This is a genomic window from Kitasatospora sp. NPDC059646 (genome assembly GCF_042734615.1).
In the GTDB taxonomy this organism is placed as follows: Bacteria; Actinomycetota; Actinomycetes; order Streptomycetales; family Streptomycetaceae; genus Kitasatospora.
Window position 1 is genome coordinate 39611 of record NZ_JBHWDS010000005.1, and the last position, 14735, is coordinate 54345.

Here is a 14735-nt window from a genome sequence, read left to right on the forward strand (position 1 = left end):
GGATCGGCGGCGGCCCCGCACGCCGGGGTGGGACGGGGCCAGGGGGACTGGTCAGGCCTCGGGGTTCTCGCGGAACCACTCGATGGTGCGGGCGAGCCCTTCGCGGGCGGGCACCGTCGGCTCCCAGCGGAGCTTTCCGCGGGCCAGGGTGATGTCCGGGCGCCTGACCGCGGGGTCGTCGGTGGGCCGTGCGATGAACTCCACCGTCGACCGGGACCCGGTGAGCTCGATGACCAGCCGGGCCAGCTCCAGCATCGTGAACTCGGTGTCGTTGCCGAGGTTCACCGGACCGGCCAGCTCGGAGGAGGCCATCGCGAGGATGCCTCTCACGGTGTCGCTGACATAGGTCAGCGAACGCGTCTGACTGCCGTCGCCGGTCACCGTCAGCGGCTCGCCGGCCAGCGCCTGGCGGATGAACGTGGGCACCGCCCGTCCGTCGTGCGACCTCATGCGGGGCCCGTACGTGTTGAACAGGCGGACGATCGCCGTGTCCACCCCCTCGGCGGAGGCCTCGGCCGTGGTCAGCGCCTCGGCGAACCGCTTCGCCTCGTCGTAGACGCTCCGCGGACCGACCGGATTGACGTTGCCCCAGTAGGACTCGCTCTGCGGATGCTGCAACGGATCGCCGTACACCTCCGAGGTCGAGGTGAGCAGGAACCTCGCGCCGTGCCGCTGCGCCAGTGCCAGCGCGTTGCGGGTGCCCAGGCTGCCCGCGTCCAGGGTGTGGACCGGGAGCCGGAGGTAGTCGGCGGGCGACGCGGGGGAGGCCAGGTGCAGGACGAGGTCCACGGGCCGGTCGACGTCCAGCCCGTCGGCGACGTCCGCCTCCAGCAGTTCGAAGCCGGGACAGGACGCCAGGTGGCGCACGTTGGCCGGCGAACCGGTGCAGAAGTCGTCGACACAGGTGACGGCATGGCCGAGCCGGACGAGTTCCGTGCAGACGTGGGAACCCACGAAACCGGCCCCTCCCGTCACGACGGCATGGATGTGGTCGGTCGCCAAGCTGCGCATCGGAGTCCTTTCGGTCGTCGCGGACCAAGGGTCCGCGGCCCCCGAGCAAGCTTTGGCAGACCTGGGAGGTCCCGCCACTCGGTCCGCGCGGCCCCGGCCCAGGTCCCCGGAACCGCGGGGCGCCTCCGCCGCCCGGCTCGCCCGGGCGGGGAGCGGCATCCGGAGGCTCGCGGACGAACGGCCGCCGGCGGCCCGGCCGGTGCTCCATCGGAAGGAACCTCGCGCCACCGGGAGCAGGCCGGTCACCGGCGGCGAGCCGACGGGCCGGCCTCCCGGCCGGCCTCCTGCGCGGAGCAGGGCGCTGCGTGCCCCGTCAGGTCCGGCGGGCGGGTGGTCGGGACCGGCCGGTGCCCTGGACGGTGATCCTGATCGTCGGGACCTCGCAGCCCCGGCGAGGAGGCAGGTCGGGCAGGAGCGGCGTCGGCCTGGAGGGCGGGCGCCCCGGAAGCGGCGGCACCGGTGGCAGCGGTGCGGTTGCGGTGGAAACGGCGGTCATGGTCTCGGCTCTTCTCTGCTCGATCCGCCCCGTCACGGCGGCTACCCGGATCCGGTGCCACCAAGCCCGCGCCCACCCGCCACCCGGTCGGCCGTCCCCGGACGGTGCCCGTGCGGCCGTGTCGACGTGCTGATCCTATCGGGGGACGGCGGCCCTTGCGTCGTCATCGGCACGGCGGGCGGGGCGGTCCCCCGGTCGCCGAGCTGGCGCCCTGCGGTGCCCGGCCGGGCCGGCGACCGACCGGCCCGCCCGGCGGCGGGTCGCCGGCGGGGGACGTAGGTTGCGGGCATGACCAGTGAGGACACGACAGTCCCGGCCGTGGGCGTGCGCTCGTTGGACGAGGTGCTCGACGCGATCGAGGCCGCCGGCCGGCGCCCGCAGCCGTGGACCGGCTTCGAGCACGGCGTCCTGCGCGCCTACCGGTGGGCCGCCGGACTCCAGGCCGCCGCGCCGGTGACCGCCGCCGCGGCGCTCGGGGCGGTCGGGCCGTGCCGGGCCCAGCTGCTGGCCGAGTGCCAGGCCGCCGCCGTCCGCCTGCGCGACGCGTCGGCGACGGGCGGGGACAGCGCGGGCGCCCTGGGCGTCTACCGGGCGCTGGCGTGGCTGTGCGGCCACCACGACGACCGTCCCTGACCGCGACCGTCCTGCGGGAGATGCGAACCATGCCCACTCCGAACAGCCGCCCCCGGTGGGGTGGTCGGCGCCCCGGCAGCCGGGTGACGTCCGGGTCCGACGACGTGGAGGCCGCCAGCAGGCGCTTCCTCCTCTACGGGGTGCTGCCCCTGTGGTTCGCCCCGGCCGTCGCGGACTGGGCCATGCACCGGCGCACCAGGATCGAGGACACCAGCGGAATGCGCGAGTCCCTCGTCCACGCCTTGATGATGGCCGAGGCGGGCGGCCCGGTCGTCCTCGGCCTGACCGCCGAGATCAACCCGCTGGTGCTGACCGTCATGGCGGGTGCGGCCGCCGTCCACGGGGCGACCGCGCTGTGGGACGTGGCCCTGGCCACCGGGGAGCGGGAGATCACCCCGGTCGAGCAGCACATCCACAGCTTCCTGGAGGTCCTTCCGCTGACCGCCGCGGCCTTCACCACCTGCCTGCACTGGGACCAGGTCCGCTCCCTGCTGCGCGGTGGAGACTCCCGCCGAAGCTGGCGCCTGCACCCCAAGTCGCCCCCGCTGCCCGCCGGTTACCTGGCCGGTTTCGCCGCCGCCGTCACGGTCTTCGTCGCGCTGCCCTACGGCGAGGAACTGCTGCGCTGCGCCCGGGCCGTCCGCCGGAACGGGCCCGCGCCAGGACCTGCCGCGGTCGTCCCGGGGCGGGGCTGGTCAGGGTGAGGGATCGGACGCCCGGCGGCGCTTCGATCGGCGGTGCAGGACGGCGGCTGCGGCGAGGGCGGCGCCGAGGGCCGCGGCGATCGCGGCCGTGATCGGGCCGACGCCCCCGGTTCGGGCGGCCCCGGTCAGGGGGACGGCGGACGCCGCTGGTGGCGGAGGGGCCGGCGTGCTGCTGGGGGTGGCGACGGCGGAGGCGTCCGTTCCCGGCGGGGTGGTGGCGGCGGGGCCCGCGGAGGACGGGGCCGGGGTGGACGGGCGGGTGCTGGCGGAGGGAGTGGGGGACGCCTTCGCGGGGGTGACCTCGAAGGGGGCGACGGTGCCGTCCTGGCCGGCGTTCAGGGTGCAGGGGACGTCGACCCGGCCGGGCCCGGCCAGCTTGCCGTCGGCGTCCTTGGGCACGAGGTGGAGGGTGAAGTCGCCGGCGGTCACGCGCCCGGCGCCGGGGCGGGTGAAGGAGAGACGGGGCGCGTTGCCGGTGGCGGGGACCTCGAAGGAGCCGGACGCCGGCACGGCGGTGGGGGCGATGGCGAGGTGGACGGGGACGGCGGTCTCGTTCTGCGGAGCGAGGACGCGGGTCTCGGCGTCGACCGAGCCTTCGAGGGTGCGCACCCCGAGCACGTAGCGCAGGCCGAGGGTGAAGGAGGCCTCGATGGTGGCGGCGGCGTGGATGGCGAAGGCCGGGCTGGACTCGCCGGCCGGCAGGGTGGCCGGGATGTCCGCGGAGATCCTGGCGGTGATGGCCTGTCCGCCGATGGTCGGGAAGACGCAGGTGTAGTGCAGGGTGGGGGCGGCGGGCCGGGCGGCCGCGGGGGCGGTGGCGAGGGCGCCCAGCAGGGCGGCGGCGGCCCCGGCGGCCGCCAGGCGGGTGCGCGGGCTCGGCCGGTGGGTACGGGATTCGGCGCTCATCGTGCCCCTTCCGTCGGGAGGTCGGGTCGGCCCGGCGGGCGGCCGTGGCGCTGCCGGTGACTGCGGCTCAGGTGGCTCTGGATCCAGGCGTGGCGGAACTGGTAGACCGCGCCGACCTGGCGGAGCACGCCGCGCTGGTGGGCGTCGTCCAGGAAGGCGATCAGCGCCCAGGGCAGTTGGCCGGTGAGCGGCAGCCAGATGCGGGCCAGCGCCACCCACTGGCCCCAGGCGGTCAGGCTGACCCCGTAGGCGAGCCCGGCACCGAACGCGGCCTCCAGTCCGAACACCAGGCCGACCTCGAAGCCGCGCAGCGGCCCGTACACGATGCCGTTGAGCAGGCCGACGCCGATGCCGAGGACGAGCGCCCAGGTGAGCAGGTGGTAGGCGACGTTGCGGCGGTCGATGTGCAGCAGGTCGGCGGGGCTGACGACGGATTCGGTGCGGACCGGGGCCTCGAACAGGGCGATCAGGCCGAAGACCAGCCCGGTCGCGAGGGCGATCGGCGGGATGAACAGCAGCCCGGCGGCGACTCCGGCGCCCTGTCCGTCGGCGAGGCCGATCGGGGCGACCAGGTATTCGTCGACCAGGATGAGCAGTGCCATTCCGGCCGCTCCAGCGCCCAGGCCGATCAGGAACCGGGTGCGGGCGTTGCGGCGGGTCGCCGGGGTGCCGGTGCCGAGCCGCATGCGGACCGGTGAGGGTCTGAGGGCGGCGCGGGCGGAGACGTGCCAGTAGACGAGCCCGAAGAGCGTGCCGGCGGCGAGCCCGTGCAGGACGCCGACCAGCAGGCCGCGGACGACGGCGAACCGGAGGCTGTGCTCGGTGGCGACCAGGTCGACGGGCAGGTTGCCGATCGCGGTGGTGACGCCGAAGGCGAGGCCGGCCAGGACAGCGACGATCAGGGTGCGGGAGAGGCGGCTCATGCCGGTGCCGATCTCCCACCAGGTGAGGTCCTGCCGTTCGCGGCCGAGCCGGGTCAGGTGGTCGGCGAGGTGGCCCAGCCAGCGTTCGGCGCGTTCCGCGTCCCACGGTCCGGGCCGGCGGTGGGCGGTGTCGAGCCGTTCGCCGGGGCGCGGGCGGTAGACGGCGGGGACGAACCCGGCCACCAGGTGCTCCTCGATCGACTCGGGGTCGGGGAAGCGGGCGGTGTCCAGGAGTTCGCCCGGCCGCCGCTCGGGGTGGTCGCTGTACATGGTGCGGGCGAGGGCGATCATCAGCGGGGTGCGCAGCGCGGCGGCGAGGTTGGCGCGGCCGGCGCTCGTCGCCGTCCAGGCCGGGTCGAGGACGGCCTCCCAGGTCGCGCCCCGTCCGTCGGGGTCGGCGGGCCCGGGGAAGGCCGGATCGGTCCGGGGCAGGTAGCCGCGCAGGTCGTCGAGGTCGAGGTCGCGCAGTTCCAGGACGGCGGCGGCGGCCAGCGGGGCGTGGGCCGTCCGGACGGCAGCGGTGAACTCGGTGTGCCGGCTGGTCAGGACGAGCGGCAGCGGGGAGAGGTTGAGCGCTTCGAGGGCCGGGGCGCGCAGGCCCTCGGCGAGCTCGTCGAACCCGTCGAGGACGGGGAGGACGAGGTCGTCGTCGAGCAGGTCCGCGGCCAGCGTCTTGCCGCTGGGGACCCGGCGGGCCAGGTGCGGGTAGTCGCGCAGCAGCCGGCCGATCAGCCAGTCGCGAAGGGCCACGGCGGTCGGGTCCCAGGCGCCGACGCTGAAGATCACCGGCACCCGTTCGTTGCGGGTGCGGGCGTCCAGCAGGTCGAGGGCGAACCGGACCGCCAGGATCGACTTGCCCGAGCCGGCCCGGCCGAGGACCACCAGCCGGCCCGACGGCACCCGCCGGTAGACCTCGGCGACCCGCCGCAGGTCGCCGCCGAGGTCCGGTTCGGCGCGGGCCTCCCCGGGGTTCAGCAGGAGGGCGTTCGCCGACTGGTCGGCCACCCCCGCCGACACCTGCTGCCAGCGCACCGGCAGGGCGAACGGGTGGTGCACCCGGTGCTGGGCCTCCTCGCGGCGCCAGCGCTGCCGGCTCTCGCGGGCCAGCTCCTCGGCGGCGTCGGCGAGCGGGCCGCGGTCCCGGGGCGGCGGCAGCGGCTGCGGCGCGGGTTCCGGCGCCGGCGGGGCCTCCGGCTCGGCCGGCCCGCCGCCGAGGGCGCTCAGCCGCCGGCGGTCCTCGGGGCCGGCGTCGAGCGCGTCCGCGAGGCTGCCGATGGTGCCGCGCCGGTGGTCGAAGGGCCGGTCGGTCTCGATCCGGCGGACGGTGCTCTCGCCGAGCCGGGCCCGCTCGGCGAGCTGGAACTGCGTCAGACCGGCTTGCTTCCGTAACCGGCGCACCAGTGCTCCGAGCGTCTCCGCCACGAAACCGACCTTCCCCCGAGGATCCGAAACAGGGGCGAGCCTACCGCTGACCACCGGTCAGATATGACCGGCGCTGTGACCTGTGCTTTCGCCTGACGCAACATCAGCATCGGTGGAGCGGACGGCGGTTCGCGGCCCCGGCGCACCCGCTGCGCGGCCCCGGGCCGCCCCGTCCGCGACACCTGTACGGGAACTTGAGGGAGGCGGTGTTTGCGATGGCGGAGGCGAAGGGCGTCCTGCTGCCGGCCTACGTGGTGGCCGACGAGTCGGGGTCGATGGCCCCGTACCAGCGGGAGCTGGGGGACGGGGTGGCGTCGCTGTGCGAGGGGCTGCGGGCCGAGCCGATGGTCGCGGCCAAGCTCCGGCTGGCCGTGCTGGGCTTCTCCGACGACGTCCAGGTCCGGCTCGCGGTGGCCGACATGCGCACCGAGACCACGGTGCCGCAGCTGGTGATCCGGGGGGTGACCAACTACGCGGCGGTCTTCGAGGACCTGCTGCAGCGCATCCCCGGCGACGTGAAGTGGCTGCGCGGCGAGGGCTACCGGGTGCACCGCCCGGTGGTCTTCCTGCTCAGCGACGGCCAGCCCACCGACGGCTCGGCCTGGCACGCGCCGCACGCCGAGCTGACCGACCGGGACCGCACCCCGACCGCGCCCAACATCATCGCCTGCGGCCTGGGCGACGCCCGGGCGCAGACCATGGTCGACGTGGCGACCCGCCCCGAGTTCGCCTTCCTCGCCAAGTCCGGCACCGACATCGGCCGGGCGATCTCGGAGTTCTTCCACTCGCTCACCATGAGCCTGGTGGCCTCCGGGCACGCCCTGAACTCGGCCAACCCGCAGCTGGTGGTGAACCGGCCCGACCAGTTCACCATGGCCATCGACGAGGTCGGCCGGTGACGCCCGCCCGCCGGGGCGACCCCGACCCCGTACCGCCGGCGGCGCCCCCGAGGCCTGCCGGCCCGCCGCCGGCCGGGCCGGGCCCGGCGCCGTGGCAGCGGATCACGGTCGACGTGCCGGGCCTGGAGTTCGAGGCCCGGCCGCCCAGCCAGTACGCCTTCGACTTCCCCGACAGCGAGTGCGAGGGCTGGTCCACCGACCGGCTCACCCTGCGGTTCGCCTCCGTCCGCGGCGCCAAGCACCGCTACTACCGTCAGCCGCGCCAGGACGCGGTGCGGGCCGCCGTGCACGAGGCCACCGGCAGCATCGTCTTCGCCGTCGCCGACGGCGTGTCCAGCGCCGCCGAGTCCCACCAGGGCGCGGTCGAGGCGTGCCGGGCCGCCGTCGAACGCATCCTGCACCTGCTCGACCGGGGCCCGGAGCGGCTCGACGGCGCCGACGTCGCGGCCCACGCCGCGGAACGGCTGCGGGAGTTGGCGCGCTGGCGGCTCGGCGTCCCCGCCCCGCAGACGGCCGAGGTGGCCCGCCTGTACGCGACCACCCTGGTGGCCGGGGCGGTCCGCGCCGCGGGCGACACCCTGGAGGCCGAACTCTTCCGGATCGGCGACTCCGGGGCCTGGCTCCTCGACCGGGCCGGCGGGGGCTACCACCCGCTGTTCGGCGGCAAGGCCGTACCGGGCACGCCGCTGGTCGGCAACGAGGTCTCCCCGCTGCCCCTGGTCCCCGACCGGCCGGAGACCGCCGTCGGACGGCTGGCCGAGCCGTGGACGCTGCTGGTCGGCACCGACGGGTTCGGCGACCCGCTCGGCGAGGGCGACGGCCGGGTCGGGAACCTGTTCTCCCGTCAACTCGCCTCGCCTCCGCCGCCGTTGTGGCTCGGCCACGTGCTGGACTTCACCCGGGAGACCTTCGACGACGACCGCACCCTGCTGGCGATCTGGCCCCGCGCCGAGGGACACCGGTGAGCGCGGGGCCGGCCGCCCCGGTCGAGTTCGCCACGCTCGACCTGGGCGGGGAACTCGGCCGGGGCGGCCAGGGAACGGTCCACCGGGTGCGCAACAAGCGCATCAACGAGTCGGCGGCCGACGGCGGCTGGGAGGTCGTCTACAAGGAGTACGCCCCCGCCGTGCTGCCGCAGGTCGACGCCGCCGCGCTGGCCGCCGCCGTCGCCCTGCCCGGACGGCTGACCGGCGAACAGGGCCGCTGGCTGTGCGAGAAGACCGCCTGGCCGGCCGCCGTGGTCCGGCGCGGCGGACGGACGTGCGGGTTCCTGATGCGCGCCGTCCCCGACCGCTTCCACTTCACCCTCCGGACCCTGGCGGCCGGCCACCAGGGCCCGCCCCGGCTCGCCACCCTGGAGTACCTCCTCAACGACGACGCCTACGTCGCCGGGATCGGACTGGCCGTCACCGACCGGGACCGGCTGCTGCTGCTCGCCGACCTCGCCACCACCCTCGACCGGCTGCACCGCTTCGGCGTCGCCGTCGGCGACCTCTCGCCGAAGAACCTGCTCTTCGCCCTCGCGCCGCAGCCCGAGTGCTTCCTCATCGACTGCGACGCCGCCCGCACCGACCGCGCGACGGTCCTGCCGCAGGCCGAGACCCCGGACTGGCACGTCCCCGCGGGCGAGGAACGGGCGACCCGGCACAGCGACACCTACAAGCTCGCCCTGCTCGCCGTGCGCCTGTTCGCCCGCGACCAGAGCACCACCGACCCGGCCGCGCTGGCGGCGATCGACCCCGCCCTCGGCGCCCTGGCCCGCGCCTCGCTCGGCACGGACCCGGCCGCCCGGCCGACGCCCGCCGCCTGGGCCGAGCAACTGGCCTCGGCGTCCGGCCGCCCGAAGGCCGGGCGCGGGGCGAAGGCCGCCGGGGGAGCGAAGCCGAAGCCGGGCGGCGGTGCGAAAGCGGGCGGGGGACCGAAGGCGAAGCCGGGCGGCGGTGCGAAAGCGGGCGGGGGAGCGAAGCCGGGCGGAGGCTCCTCGGCGGGTCCGGTCGGTCCGGCAGGCGCCTCCGGCGCGGGAACGGGCAGCGCGGCGGCGCGCGTCGGCAAGGTGCTCGCCGCGCTGGCCGCCGTCGCGGCCCTGGTGCTGGTGGCGGTCCACCGCAGCGACTCCCACCCGGCCGACGCCCGCTCGGCCGCCGACAGCCACCCGCTGACGGTCAGTCACCAGCCGCGCCCCGCCGGCAGCACGTACCGGATCCCGCAGCCCGACCCGACCGTCACCCGCACCCGCCCGCCGACACCGACGCCGACACCGACGCCCACACCCACTCCGAGCCCGACGCCGACCGATCCGATCGCCACCGCGTCCCTCGGCGACTGCTTCCACGACACCGGTACCAGCGACCGCGCCGACCTCACCCCGACCAGCTGCACCGCCGGCGCGTTCAAGGTCGTCCGGATCAACGAGGGCAGCACCGACCTGGACGGCTGCGCCAACGTGCCCGGCAACGACGAGAGCGTCAGCTCCAAGCGGTACTCGCGGGTCCTCTGCCTCAGCTACCAGAGCCCCGGCGGCGACTCCTACCACGCCCAGCAGGGCGACTGCGTCTTCGGACCGAACGGCTCGGGACCGTGGTCGCTGCTGTCCTGCCGGACCGGCGCCTTCAAGGTCCTCGCCGTCTACCGCGGCACCAGCGACCACTCCAAGTGCGACAACTGGCCCCACTACAACCAGTGGCGGACCGTCGCCGGCCCCAGGGGCGCCGACCGCGACGTCCTGCAGTGCCTGTCCATGGTGTTCCCCGACGACGCGGGCTACGCCACCGTCCGCGAATGCCTGTTCAACTCGGGCACCACCTTCACCAACGTCGGCAGCTGCGAACGCTCCAACGTCTACGTCACCGGACGCACCAGCACGCCCAACTACCCCGCGTTCTGCGGCCAGGACGCCTCCACCTACTGGCGCTCCAACGAGTTCCCCGACCTCGGCTACACCGTCTGCTGGCGCTGGCGCTGACCCCGCCGCGCGGCGACCCACCGACCCACCATCACCTCGACGTCCAAGGAATCGACATGGCATACCGCTACCGGTGCGGCGAGTGCGGCTTCAAGACCTCCTGGGGCACCGAGTCCCAGGGCGAGCGGGCACAGATCGCGCACTACACCGACCGCCACCCCGGCCTGCGCCCCGGCGGAACGGTCGAGGCCAACGGCAAGAACCCGGAGGGCGGCATCGGCTGCCTCGGCCTCCTCGCCGTGCTCCTCCTGCTGTTCGTCCTCGCCGTGGCGTGCAGCCGATGACCGGCGCCGACCCGAACTCCACGACGAGGGGGACGTCATGACGAAGCACTACTGGAACCAGGACCCGGCCGCCGCACCGGCACCGCCGACCTGGCAGCAGACACCCCGCGCGGTGCCGCCCCGGCTCGGCGGCGGCGCGGCAGCACCGGCGCCCGGCGGGGCGGTCCCCGGCGGGCCGGCGGCCGCGGTGCCGTCCGCGCCCGCGGCTCCGGGCCGACCGACCGGCCGGGGCACACCGCCGCCCACGTCACCGCCCACGCCGACAGTCGCGCAGACGGTCACCGCGCCGGGCGCCCAGCCGCCCGCCGCAGCGCGGGCGGCGCGCCGCGGAACCGGGACACTGCGCCACCGGTGGCTGCTGGTGGCCGCGGTACTGCCCTGCCTGCTGCTGGCCGGCATCGGATGGCGGCTCTGGCCGCAGCAGCCGACGGGCCTTCCGCCGCACATCGCCGAGGGCACCGTCCAGGCCGACCTGATCGCGCCGGACAGCGTCAGCAGACTGGCCGGAACGACCCTGCTGGCCGGGCCCCAGTCGAACCGGCCGCACGCCCCGCTCGCCGCGGCCCCGTCGGAATGCGCCACCGCCGCCGGACCGACCACGCAGTCGGTCTACGGACAGGGGTGGAAGGCGTTCCTGTCCGCGACCTACCAGGACGCCGCAGGCTCGGGCAGCTACACCGTCAACCAGGTGATCGGCGTGTTCCCGAACGGCGAGAAGGCCAGCGCGGCCTTCCGCACCCTCACCGAAGGCCTCACCAAGTGCCCGACCTCCACCCTCACCGACCGGGCCGGGCGCACCTCGAAGTGGACCTACGCGGCGCACCCCGCCACCGAGGTCGCCGTGGCGTGGACCGCGACGCAGGGCGACACCGCGAACTGGGCCTGCTACCACCAGGCCCGGGTGAAGGGCGCCAGCCTGATACAGGCCTCCGTCTGCCAGGCCGGTGACGGCGAGCCCACCGCCTCCCTGATCGCCGACGAACTCACCGGCAAGGTGACCGGATGACCGCGCCCTCGCGCAGGACGGCCGCGGGCCGCCGGCGGACGCTGCCGCGCATCCTCCACCTCGTGCTCATGGCACTCCTGGCGCCGATCGTCGCCGCAGGGGCGCAGACCGTCGCCGCGACCGACGCCGCGGCCGTCCCGGCACAGGCGGGCACCGTCGCCCCCGCACCGCTGGTGGCCCCCGGGGGCTTCGACGCCGCGCTGGCGACCCTCATGGCGGAGATCGACGACGCGAACCGGCAGGCGGCGCAGCTCGCCCAGCAGGGCAAGGACGTGGTCGCCGAGGCGGAGCGGATCACCAAGGAGGCCGCCGCCATCCGCGACAGCAAGGCGGCGCTCAACGCCAGGGTCGCCGCAGTGAACCAGGAGATCGACGGCCACAACGGGCGCGCGAAGGCCCTGGACGGCGAGATCGCCGCCCACAACGCCAAACCGCACACGTTCCAGATGCCCGCCGACGCGGGCGCGGCCGCCGCCTACGACGCCGAGGCGAGCCAACTGGAGGCCAGGAAGAACCAGGAAAACGCCGTGGAGGACAAGATCCAGGGCGAGCAGAACCAGATCCGGCAGGAGGCCGACCAGGTCGACGCCCGGTCCTCCCAGCTCGACGCCGCCTCCAGGGCCAACGACGCCAAGGCCGCCGACCTCACGACGAAGGAACAGCAACTCCAGTCCCGGGAACAGCAGTTGCTCGGGCGGATGGCGCAGGCGATCCAGAGCTTCGCCACCGCCCCGTCGAACCCGGCGGCCGCCATGGACCAGGGCGGCGACGCGCCCGCACCGGCCCCGCAGGCCGGCAACCGGTCCGCCGGCCAGGAGGAGGACACCGGCGACAGCCCCTACCGCAGGCCCCGGGCCGCCGCGCTGACGCAGTACGCGCAGCAGCACGGCACCACCGTCGACACCCGCCCGGGCACCGCATACCTGACACCCGACGCCGTCCGGCGGCTCTCCCCCGCACAGGCCGCCACCCTCGGCAGCCCGGCCGTCAGCTACGACGGACTGGTCCGCAAGCCCAACGGCCACTACACCGCCCTCCGGGTCCAGGCCCCGGCCGCCACCACCGCCCCGGCCCCGGCCGCCCTCGAGTCCGGCGGGCTCGTCGTGCACCGCGACGGCGCAACGCTGACCGTCGACGACGTCACGACGGTGCAGGAGGCGCCCGTCGCCCCGGAGCCCGCCCCGGGACACGGCAGCCCGTCCCCCGGCGAGGACGGCAACCGCGTCTCCACCTGCAAGGACAAGAAGCCGTCGGGGGCCACGGACCTGGACGGCGGGGGATGGGTCGACTACCTGCCGTCGGACGCCCAGGGCCGCAACCGGGGAGTCAAGGCCTGCCTCGAAGGGGCGCCCAGCTCCAAGAGGGGCGAGTCCGCGACCAAGGCCGGCGACATCCGGGGCTGGATCGACGCTCAGGCCCGGGCGCTCGCGCTCGGATTCAAGACCACCGACCTCGCCCGCTGTCACTCCGTGCCGCGCATGGCCGGGGGAACGGCGGACGAGCGGAACCTGACGCCCTGTTTCCAACTGGGGGCCAACACCAACCAGGCGACCGGCGGCACCATCACCAACAGCATGCGGGCTTTCGAGACCAGAGCCGAAGGCGGCATGAACCGCGGCTACGTGCTGTACGACGTGCGACCGCAGTACAACAGCACCGGCAGCAGCATTCCGAGCAAGTGGGACATGTCGCTCTACGCGTGGGACGCCACCACCGGGGCGAGTACGGACTCCGCCTGGACGGTCGTGGACAACGCGCGCTACGGCCCGGGCGGACTGGTGAACCTGGGAAATTGAATCCCTCCGGCGAGGACGGGCGGACGACGGGAGTGGACGTGAACGTCGAGGAGACGCTGGAGCGGCTGGGCGCGGTGATCGGGCCGCCGCCCGCAGGAGGGGTGGCGCCGGTTCCGTGGGAGCTCGGGCGCGAGGTGCTCGGTTTCGAACTGCCTTCGGACTACCGGGCGTTCGCCGACCGGTACGGGACGGTCAGCGTCAGAGGCGAACTGCACATCTTCACGCCGTCGGCAGCGCCCAGTCCCCAAACCGGGCAGCCACTCGGCTTCGAGGGATTCCTGTACTGCACGACGGATCCCTACGGCTACTGCGCGATGCTGGCCCAGGCCTACCGGGACGGGGACTACGCCGAGTGCCCGTATCCGCTGTTCCCGGCCGAGGGCGGGCTGTTGAAGTGGGGCAACAACTGGAGCTCCGACCAGTTCTTCTGGCTGATGCGGGGCCCGGAACCGGACCGCTGGCCGGTCGCCGCCAAGTTCGACTCGATGCGCGAGTGGGACCTGTTCGAGGGCGGGTTCCTGGAATTCCTGCTGGCGGCGGTGACGGGGCAGTATCCGTACCACGAGGAAGTCGTTCCCGGCGGGACGAAGCAGGCCGGCGACGGCCGTGACTATCGCTTCCGGGGCGACTGGTCGAAGCAGCTGTGGCCGTGAACCCACCCGCAGCCCGCCCGCCGGCACCGCCGCCCCGAAGCAGCGGCCGTTCGCGCCGCTGTTCGTGGTCAGGCGGGGAAGTTCTTGTCGATGAGCATCTGCAGGACGTTGACGTGGAAGTCGGGGAAGTCCATCGGGACGATGCCGTAGCGGGCGGGGCGGGTGGTGTGGGTGGTGAGGTAGGGGTAGACGGACTGGTCCATCAGGGTCTGTTCGGCGGTTTTGGGCCACAGGCCGCCGGCGTAGCTGAGGAAGTTGACGTACATCTGCGGGGAGTCGGGGTCGGCGGTGGCCGCGTCGAACTGCTGGGTGATCGCCTGGCCCTTGACCTGCAGGGGGAACAACTGGTCGGTCTGCCAGAGGTCCTGGGTGCGGAAGTACTGGTTCGTGCCGCTGGACCACTGGATCAGGCCCCAGTCGTTGGCGAAGTCGGCGAGGAGCACGATGCGTCCGCGGGCGGTGCCGAGGGTGGGCCAGCCGTAGAGGTGGAAGAGGCTGCGGTAGCCGAGGTCGTCGAGGTAGTGGTTGATCCGGCGGCGGAACTCGGCGGCGTCCAGGGCCTGGCCGCCCGCGTTCTCGTTCTTGAGCCGCATGACGATCGTCTCGCCCCGATGGGCCGTCAGGAAGGCGCGGCACTGGTCCAGGACGTCCTGGAGGCGGACGTACTGGTAGGCGTCGGAGTGGTAGATGCCGAGTTCGTCGGCCGTTCCCTGGAGGCCGTTGCAGCGGATGTCCAGGAACCGGACGCCTTGGGCGAGTTGCTCGGGGACGCCCCAGTTCTGGGTGTGGGACCACTCGGTGCCGTGGGCGGGGTCGGTGCAGCAGGAGTCGTGGGTGCCGGGGACGGTGAGGCCGAGCAGGGAGCGTTCCGGTGCGAGGTACGACATCCAGTCGGCGGTGGGCTTCCCGCCGGGCGTGCCGGTCGCCGCGCGGGCGGCGGGGGCCGGGAGGAGGCCGCCGAACGCGGTGGCGACGGCGGCGGCGGTGCCGCGGGTCAGCAGCGTGCGGCGTGCGATGGCCATGGGATTCCCCCCGGGGTT

13 protein-coding genes are annotated in these 14735 nt (G+C 74.7%); 9 read left to right on the forward strand and 4 right to left on the reverse strand.

Annotated elements, in window-relative coordinates; genetic code table 11:
• Positions 1-51: 51 nt before the first annotated feature.
• A complete protein-coding gene (locus tag ACFV1L_RS04765) occupies positions 52-1011 on the reverse strand; it encodes a UDP-glucuronic acid decarboxylase family protein (RefSeq protein ID WP_380362881.1) in 960 nt (319 codons plus the stop codon).
• A gap of 784 nt (positions 1012-1795) precedes the next feature.
• Between ACFV1L_RS04765 and ACFV1L_RS04770 the strand changes: the two genes are divergently transcribed.
• Positions 1796-2140 (forward strand): hypothetical protein, encoded by a 345-nt coding sequence (locus ACFV1L_RS04770; RefSeq protein ID WP_380362883.1) that lies wholly within the window; start codon positions 1796-1798, stop codon positions 2138-2140.
• 20 nt (positions 2141-2160) lie between these two features.
• Positions 2161-2844, forward strand: a complete 684-nt coding sequence (locus ACFV1L_RS04775) for a diguanylate cyclase (RefSeq protein ID WP_380362885.1) — start codon at positions 2161-2163, stop codon at positions 2842-2844.
• Here ACFV1L_RS04775 and ACFV1L_RS04780 read toward each other — a convergent pair.
• Both ACFV1L_RS04780 and ACFV1L_RS04785 read right to left on the reverse strand, forming a co-directional pair.
• Positions 2836-3750, reverse strand: a complete 915-nt coding sequence (locus tag ACFV1L_RS04780; RefSeq protein ID WP_380362886.1) for a DUF6801 domain-containing protein — start codon at positions 3748-3750, stop codon at positions 2836-2838. The two genes, ACFV1L_RS04775 and ACFV1L_RS04780, sit on opposite strands and share 9 nt — an antisense overlap.
• Positions 3747-6095: a helix-turn-helix domain-containing protein gene (locus tag ACFV1L_RS04785; protein WP_380362888.1), complete on the reverse strand. Its 2349-nt coding sequence runs from the start codon at positions 6093-6095 to the stop codon at positions 3747-3749. Before ACFV1L_RS04785 ends, ACFV1L_RS04780 begins: the two co-directional genes overlap by 4 nt.
• A 215-nt stretch (positions 6096-6310) precedes the next feature.
• Between ACFV1L_RS04785 and ACFV1L_RS04790 the strand changes: the two genes are divergently transcribed.
• From ACFV1L_RS04790 to ACFV1L_RS04820, 7 genes are all read left to right on the forward strand, one after another.
• Positions 6311-6994 carry a hypothetical protein gene (locus ACFV1L_RS04790; protein ID WP_380362890.1) on the forward strand — a complete coding sequence of 228 codons (684 nt, stop codon included), beginning with the start codon at positions 6311-6313 and terminating at the stop codon, positions 6992-6994.
• Between the two features lie 113 nt (positions 6995-7107).
• Positions 7108-7959, forward strand: coding sequence for a protein phosphatase 2C domain-containing protein (locus ACFV1L_RS04795; protein WP_380362892.1), 852 nt, complete (start codon positions 7108-7110; stop codon positions 7957-7959).
• The gene (locus ACFV1L_RS04800) at positions 7956-9956 is read left to right on the forward strand and encodes a hypothetical protein (RefSeq protein WP_380362894.1); all 2001 of its coding nucleotides are present in this window, start codon (positions 7956-7958) and stop codon (positions 9954-9956) included. The genes ACFV1L_RS04795 and ACFV1L_RS04800 overlap by 4 nt, the downstream gene beginning before the upstream one ends.
• 56 nt (positions 9957-10012) lie before the next feature.
• The gene (locus tag ACFV1L_RS04805) at positions 10013-10240 is read left to right on the forward strand and encodes a hypothetical protein (RefSeq protein ID WP_380362896.1); all 228 of its coding nucleotides are present in this window, start codon (positions 10013-10015) and stop codon (positions 10238-10240) included.
• Between the two features lie 37 nt (positions 10241-10277).
• Positions 10278-11246 (forward strand): sensor domain-containing protein, encoded by a 969-nt coding sequence (locus ACFV1L_RS04810; protein ID WP_380362898.1) that lies wholly within the window; start codon positions 10278-10280, stop codon positions 11244-11246.
• Entirely contained in the window at positions 11243-13042 is a 1800-nt protein-coding gene (locus ACFV1L_RS04815; RefSeq protein WP_380362900.1) for a hypothetical protein, read from the forward strand. The genes ACFV1L_RS04810 and ACFV1L_RS04815 overlap by 4 nt, the downstream gene beginning before the upstream one ends.
• A 38-nt stretch (positions 13043-13080) precedes the next feature.
• Positions 13081-13695, forward strand: a complete 615-nt coding sequence (locus tag ACFV1L_RS04820; RefSeq protein ID WP_380362902.1) for a hypothetical protein — start codon at positions 13081-13083, stop codon at positions 13693-13695.
• A gap of 68 nt (positions 13696-13763) precedes the next feature.
• Here ACFV1L_RS04820 and ACFV1L_RS04825 read toward each other — a convergent pair whose 3' ends face one another.
• The gene (locus ACFV1L_RS04825; RefSeq protein WP_380362904.1) at positions 13764-14717 is read right to left on the reverse strand and encodes a phosphatidylinositol-specific phospholipase C; all 954 of its coding nucleotides are present in this window, start codon (positions 14715-14717) and stop codon (positions 13764-13766) included.
• Positions 14718-14735: the final 18 nt, after the last annotated feature.

What these genes read in the sequence shown, in the direction of transcription:
- ACFV1L_RS04765 (WP_380362881.1), bottom strand. Translation starts at nt 1,011, where the DNA reads ATGCGCAGCTTGGCGACCGACCACATCCATGCCGTCGTGACGGGAGGG.
- ACFV1L_RS04770 (WP_380362883.1), top strand. Translation starts at nt 1,796, where the DNA reads ATGACCAGTGAGGACACGACAGTCCCGGCCGTGGGCGTGCGCTCGTTG.
- ACFV1L_RS04775 (WP_380362885.1), top strand. Translation starts at nt 2,161, where the DNA reads ATGCGAACCATGCCCACTCCGAACAGCCGCCCCCGGTGGGGTGGTCGG.
- ACFV1L_RS04780 (WP_380362886.1), bottom strand. Translation starts at nt 3,750, where the DNA reads ATGAGCGCCGAATCCCGTACCCACCGGCCGAGCCCGCGCACCCGCCTG.
- ACFV1L_RS04790 (WP_380362890.1), top strand. Translation starts at nt 6,311, where the DNA reads ATGGCGGAGGCGAAGGGCGTCCTGCTGCCGGCCTACGTGGTGGCCGAC.
- ACFV1L_RS04805 (WP_380362896.1), top strand. Translation starts at nt 10,013, where the DNA reads ATGGCATACCGCTACCGGTGCGGCGAGTGCGGCTTCAAGACCTCCTGG.
- ACFV1L_RS04810 (WP_380362898.1), top strand. Translation starts at nt 10,278, where the DNA reads ATGACGAAGCACTACTGGAACCAGGACCCGGCCGCCGCACCGGCACCG.
- ACFV1L_RS04815 (WP_380362900.1), top strand. Translation starts at nt 11,243, where the DNA reads ATGACCGCGCCCTCGCGCAGGACGGCCGCGGGCCGCCGGCGGACGCTG.
- ACFV1L_RS04825 (WP_380362904.1), bottom strand. Translation starts at nt 14,717, where the DNA reads ATGGCCATCGCACGCCGCACGCTGCTGACCCGCGGCACCGCCGCCGCC.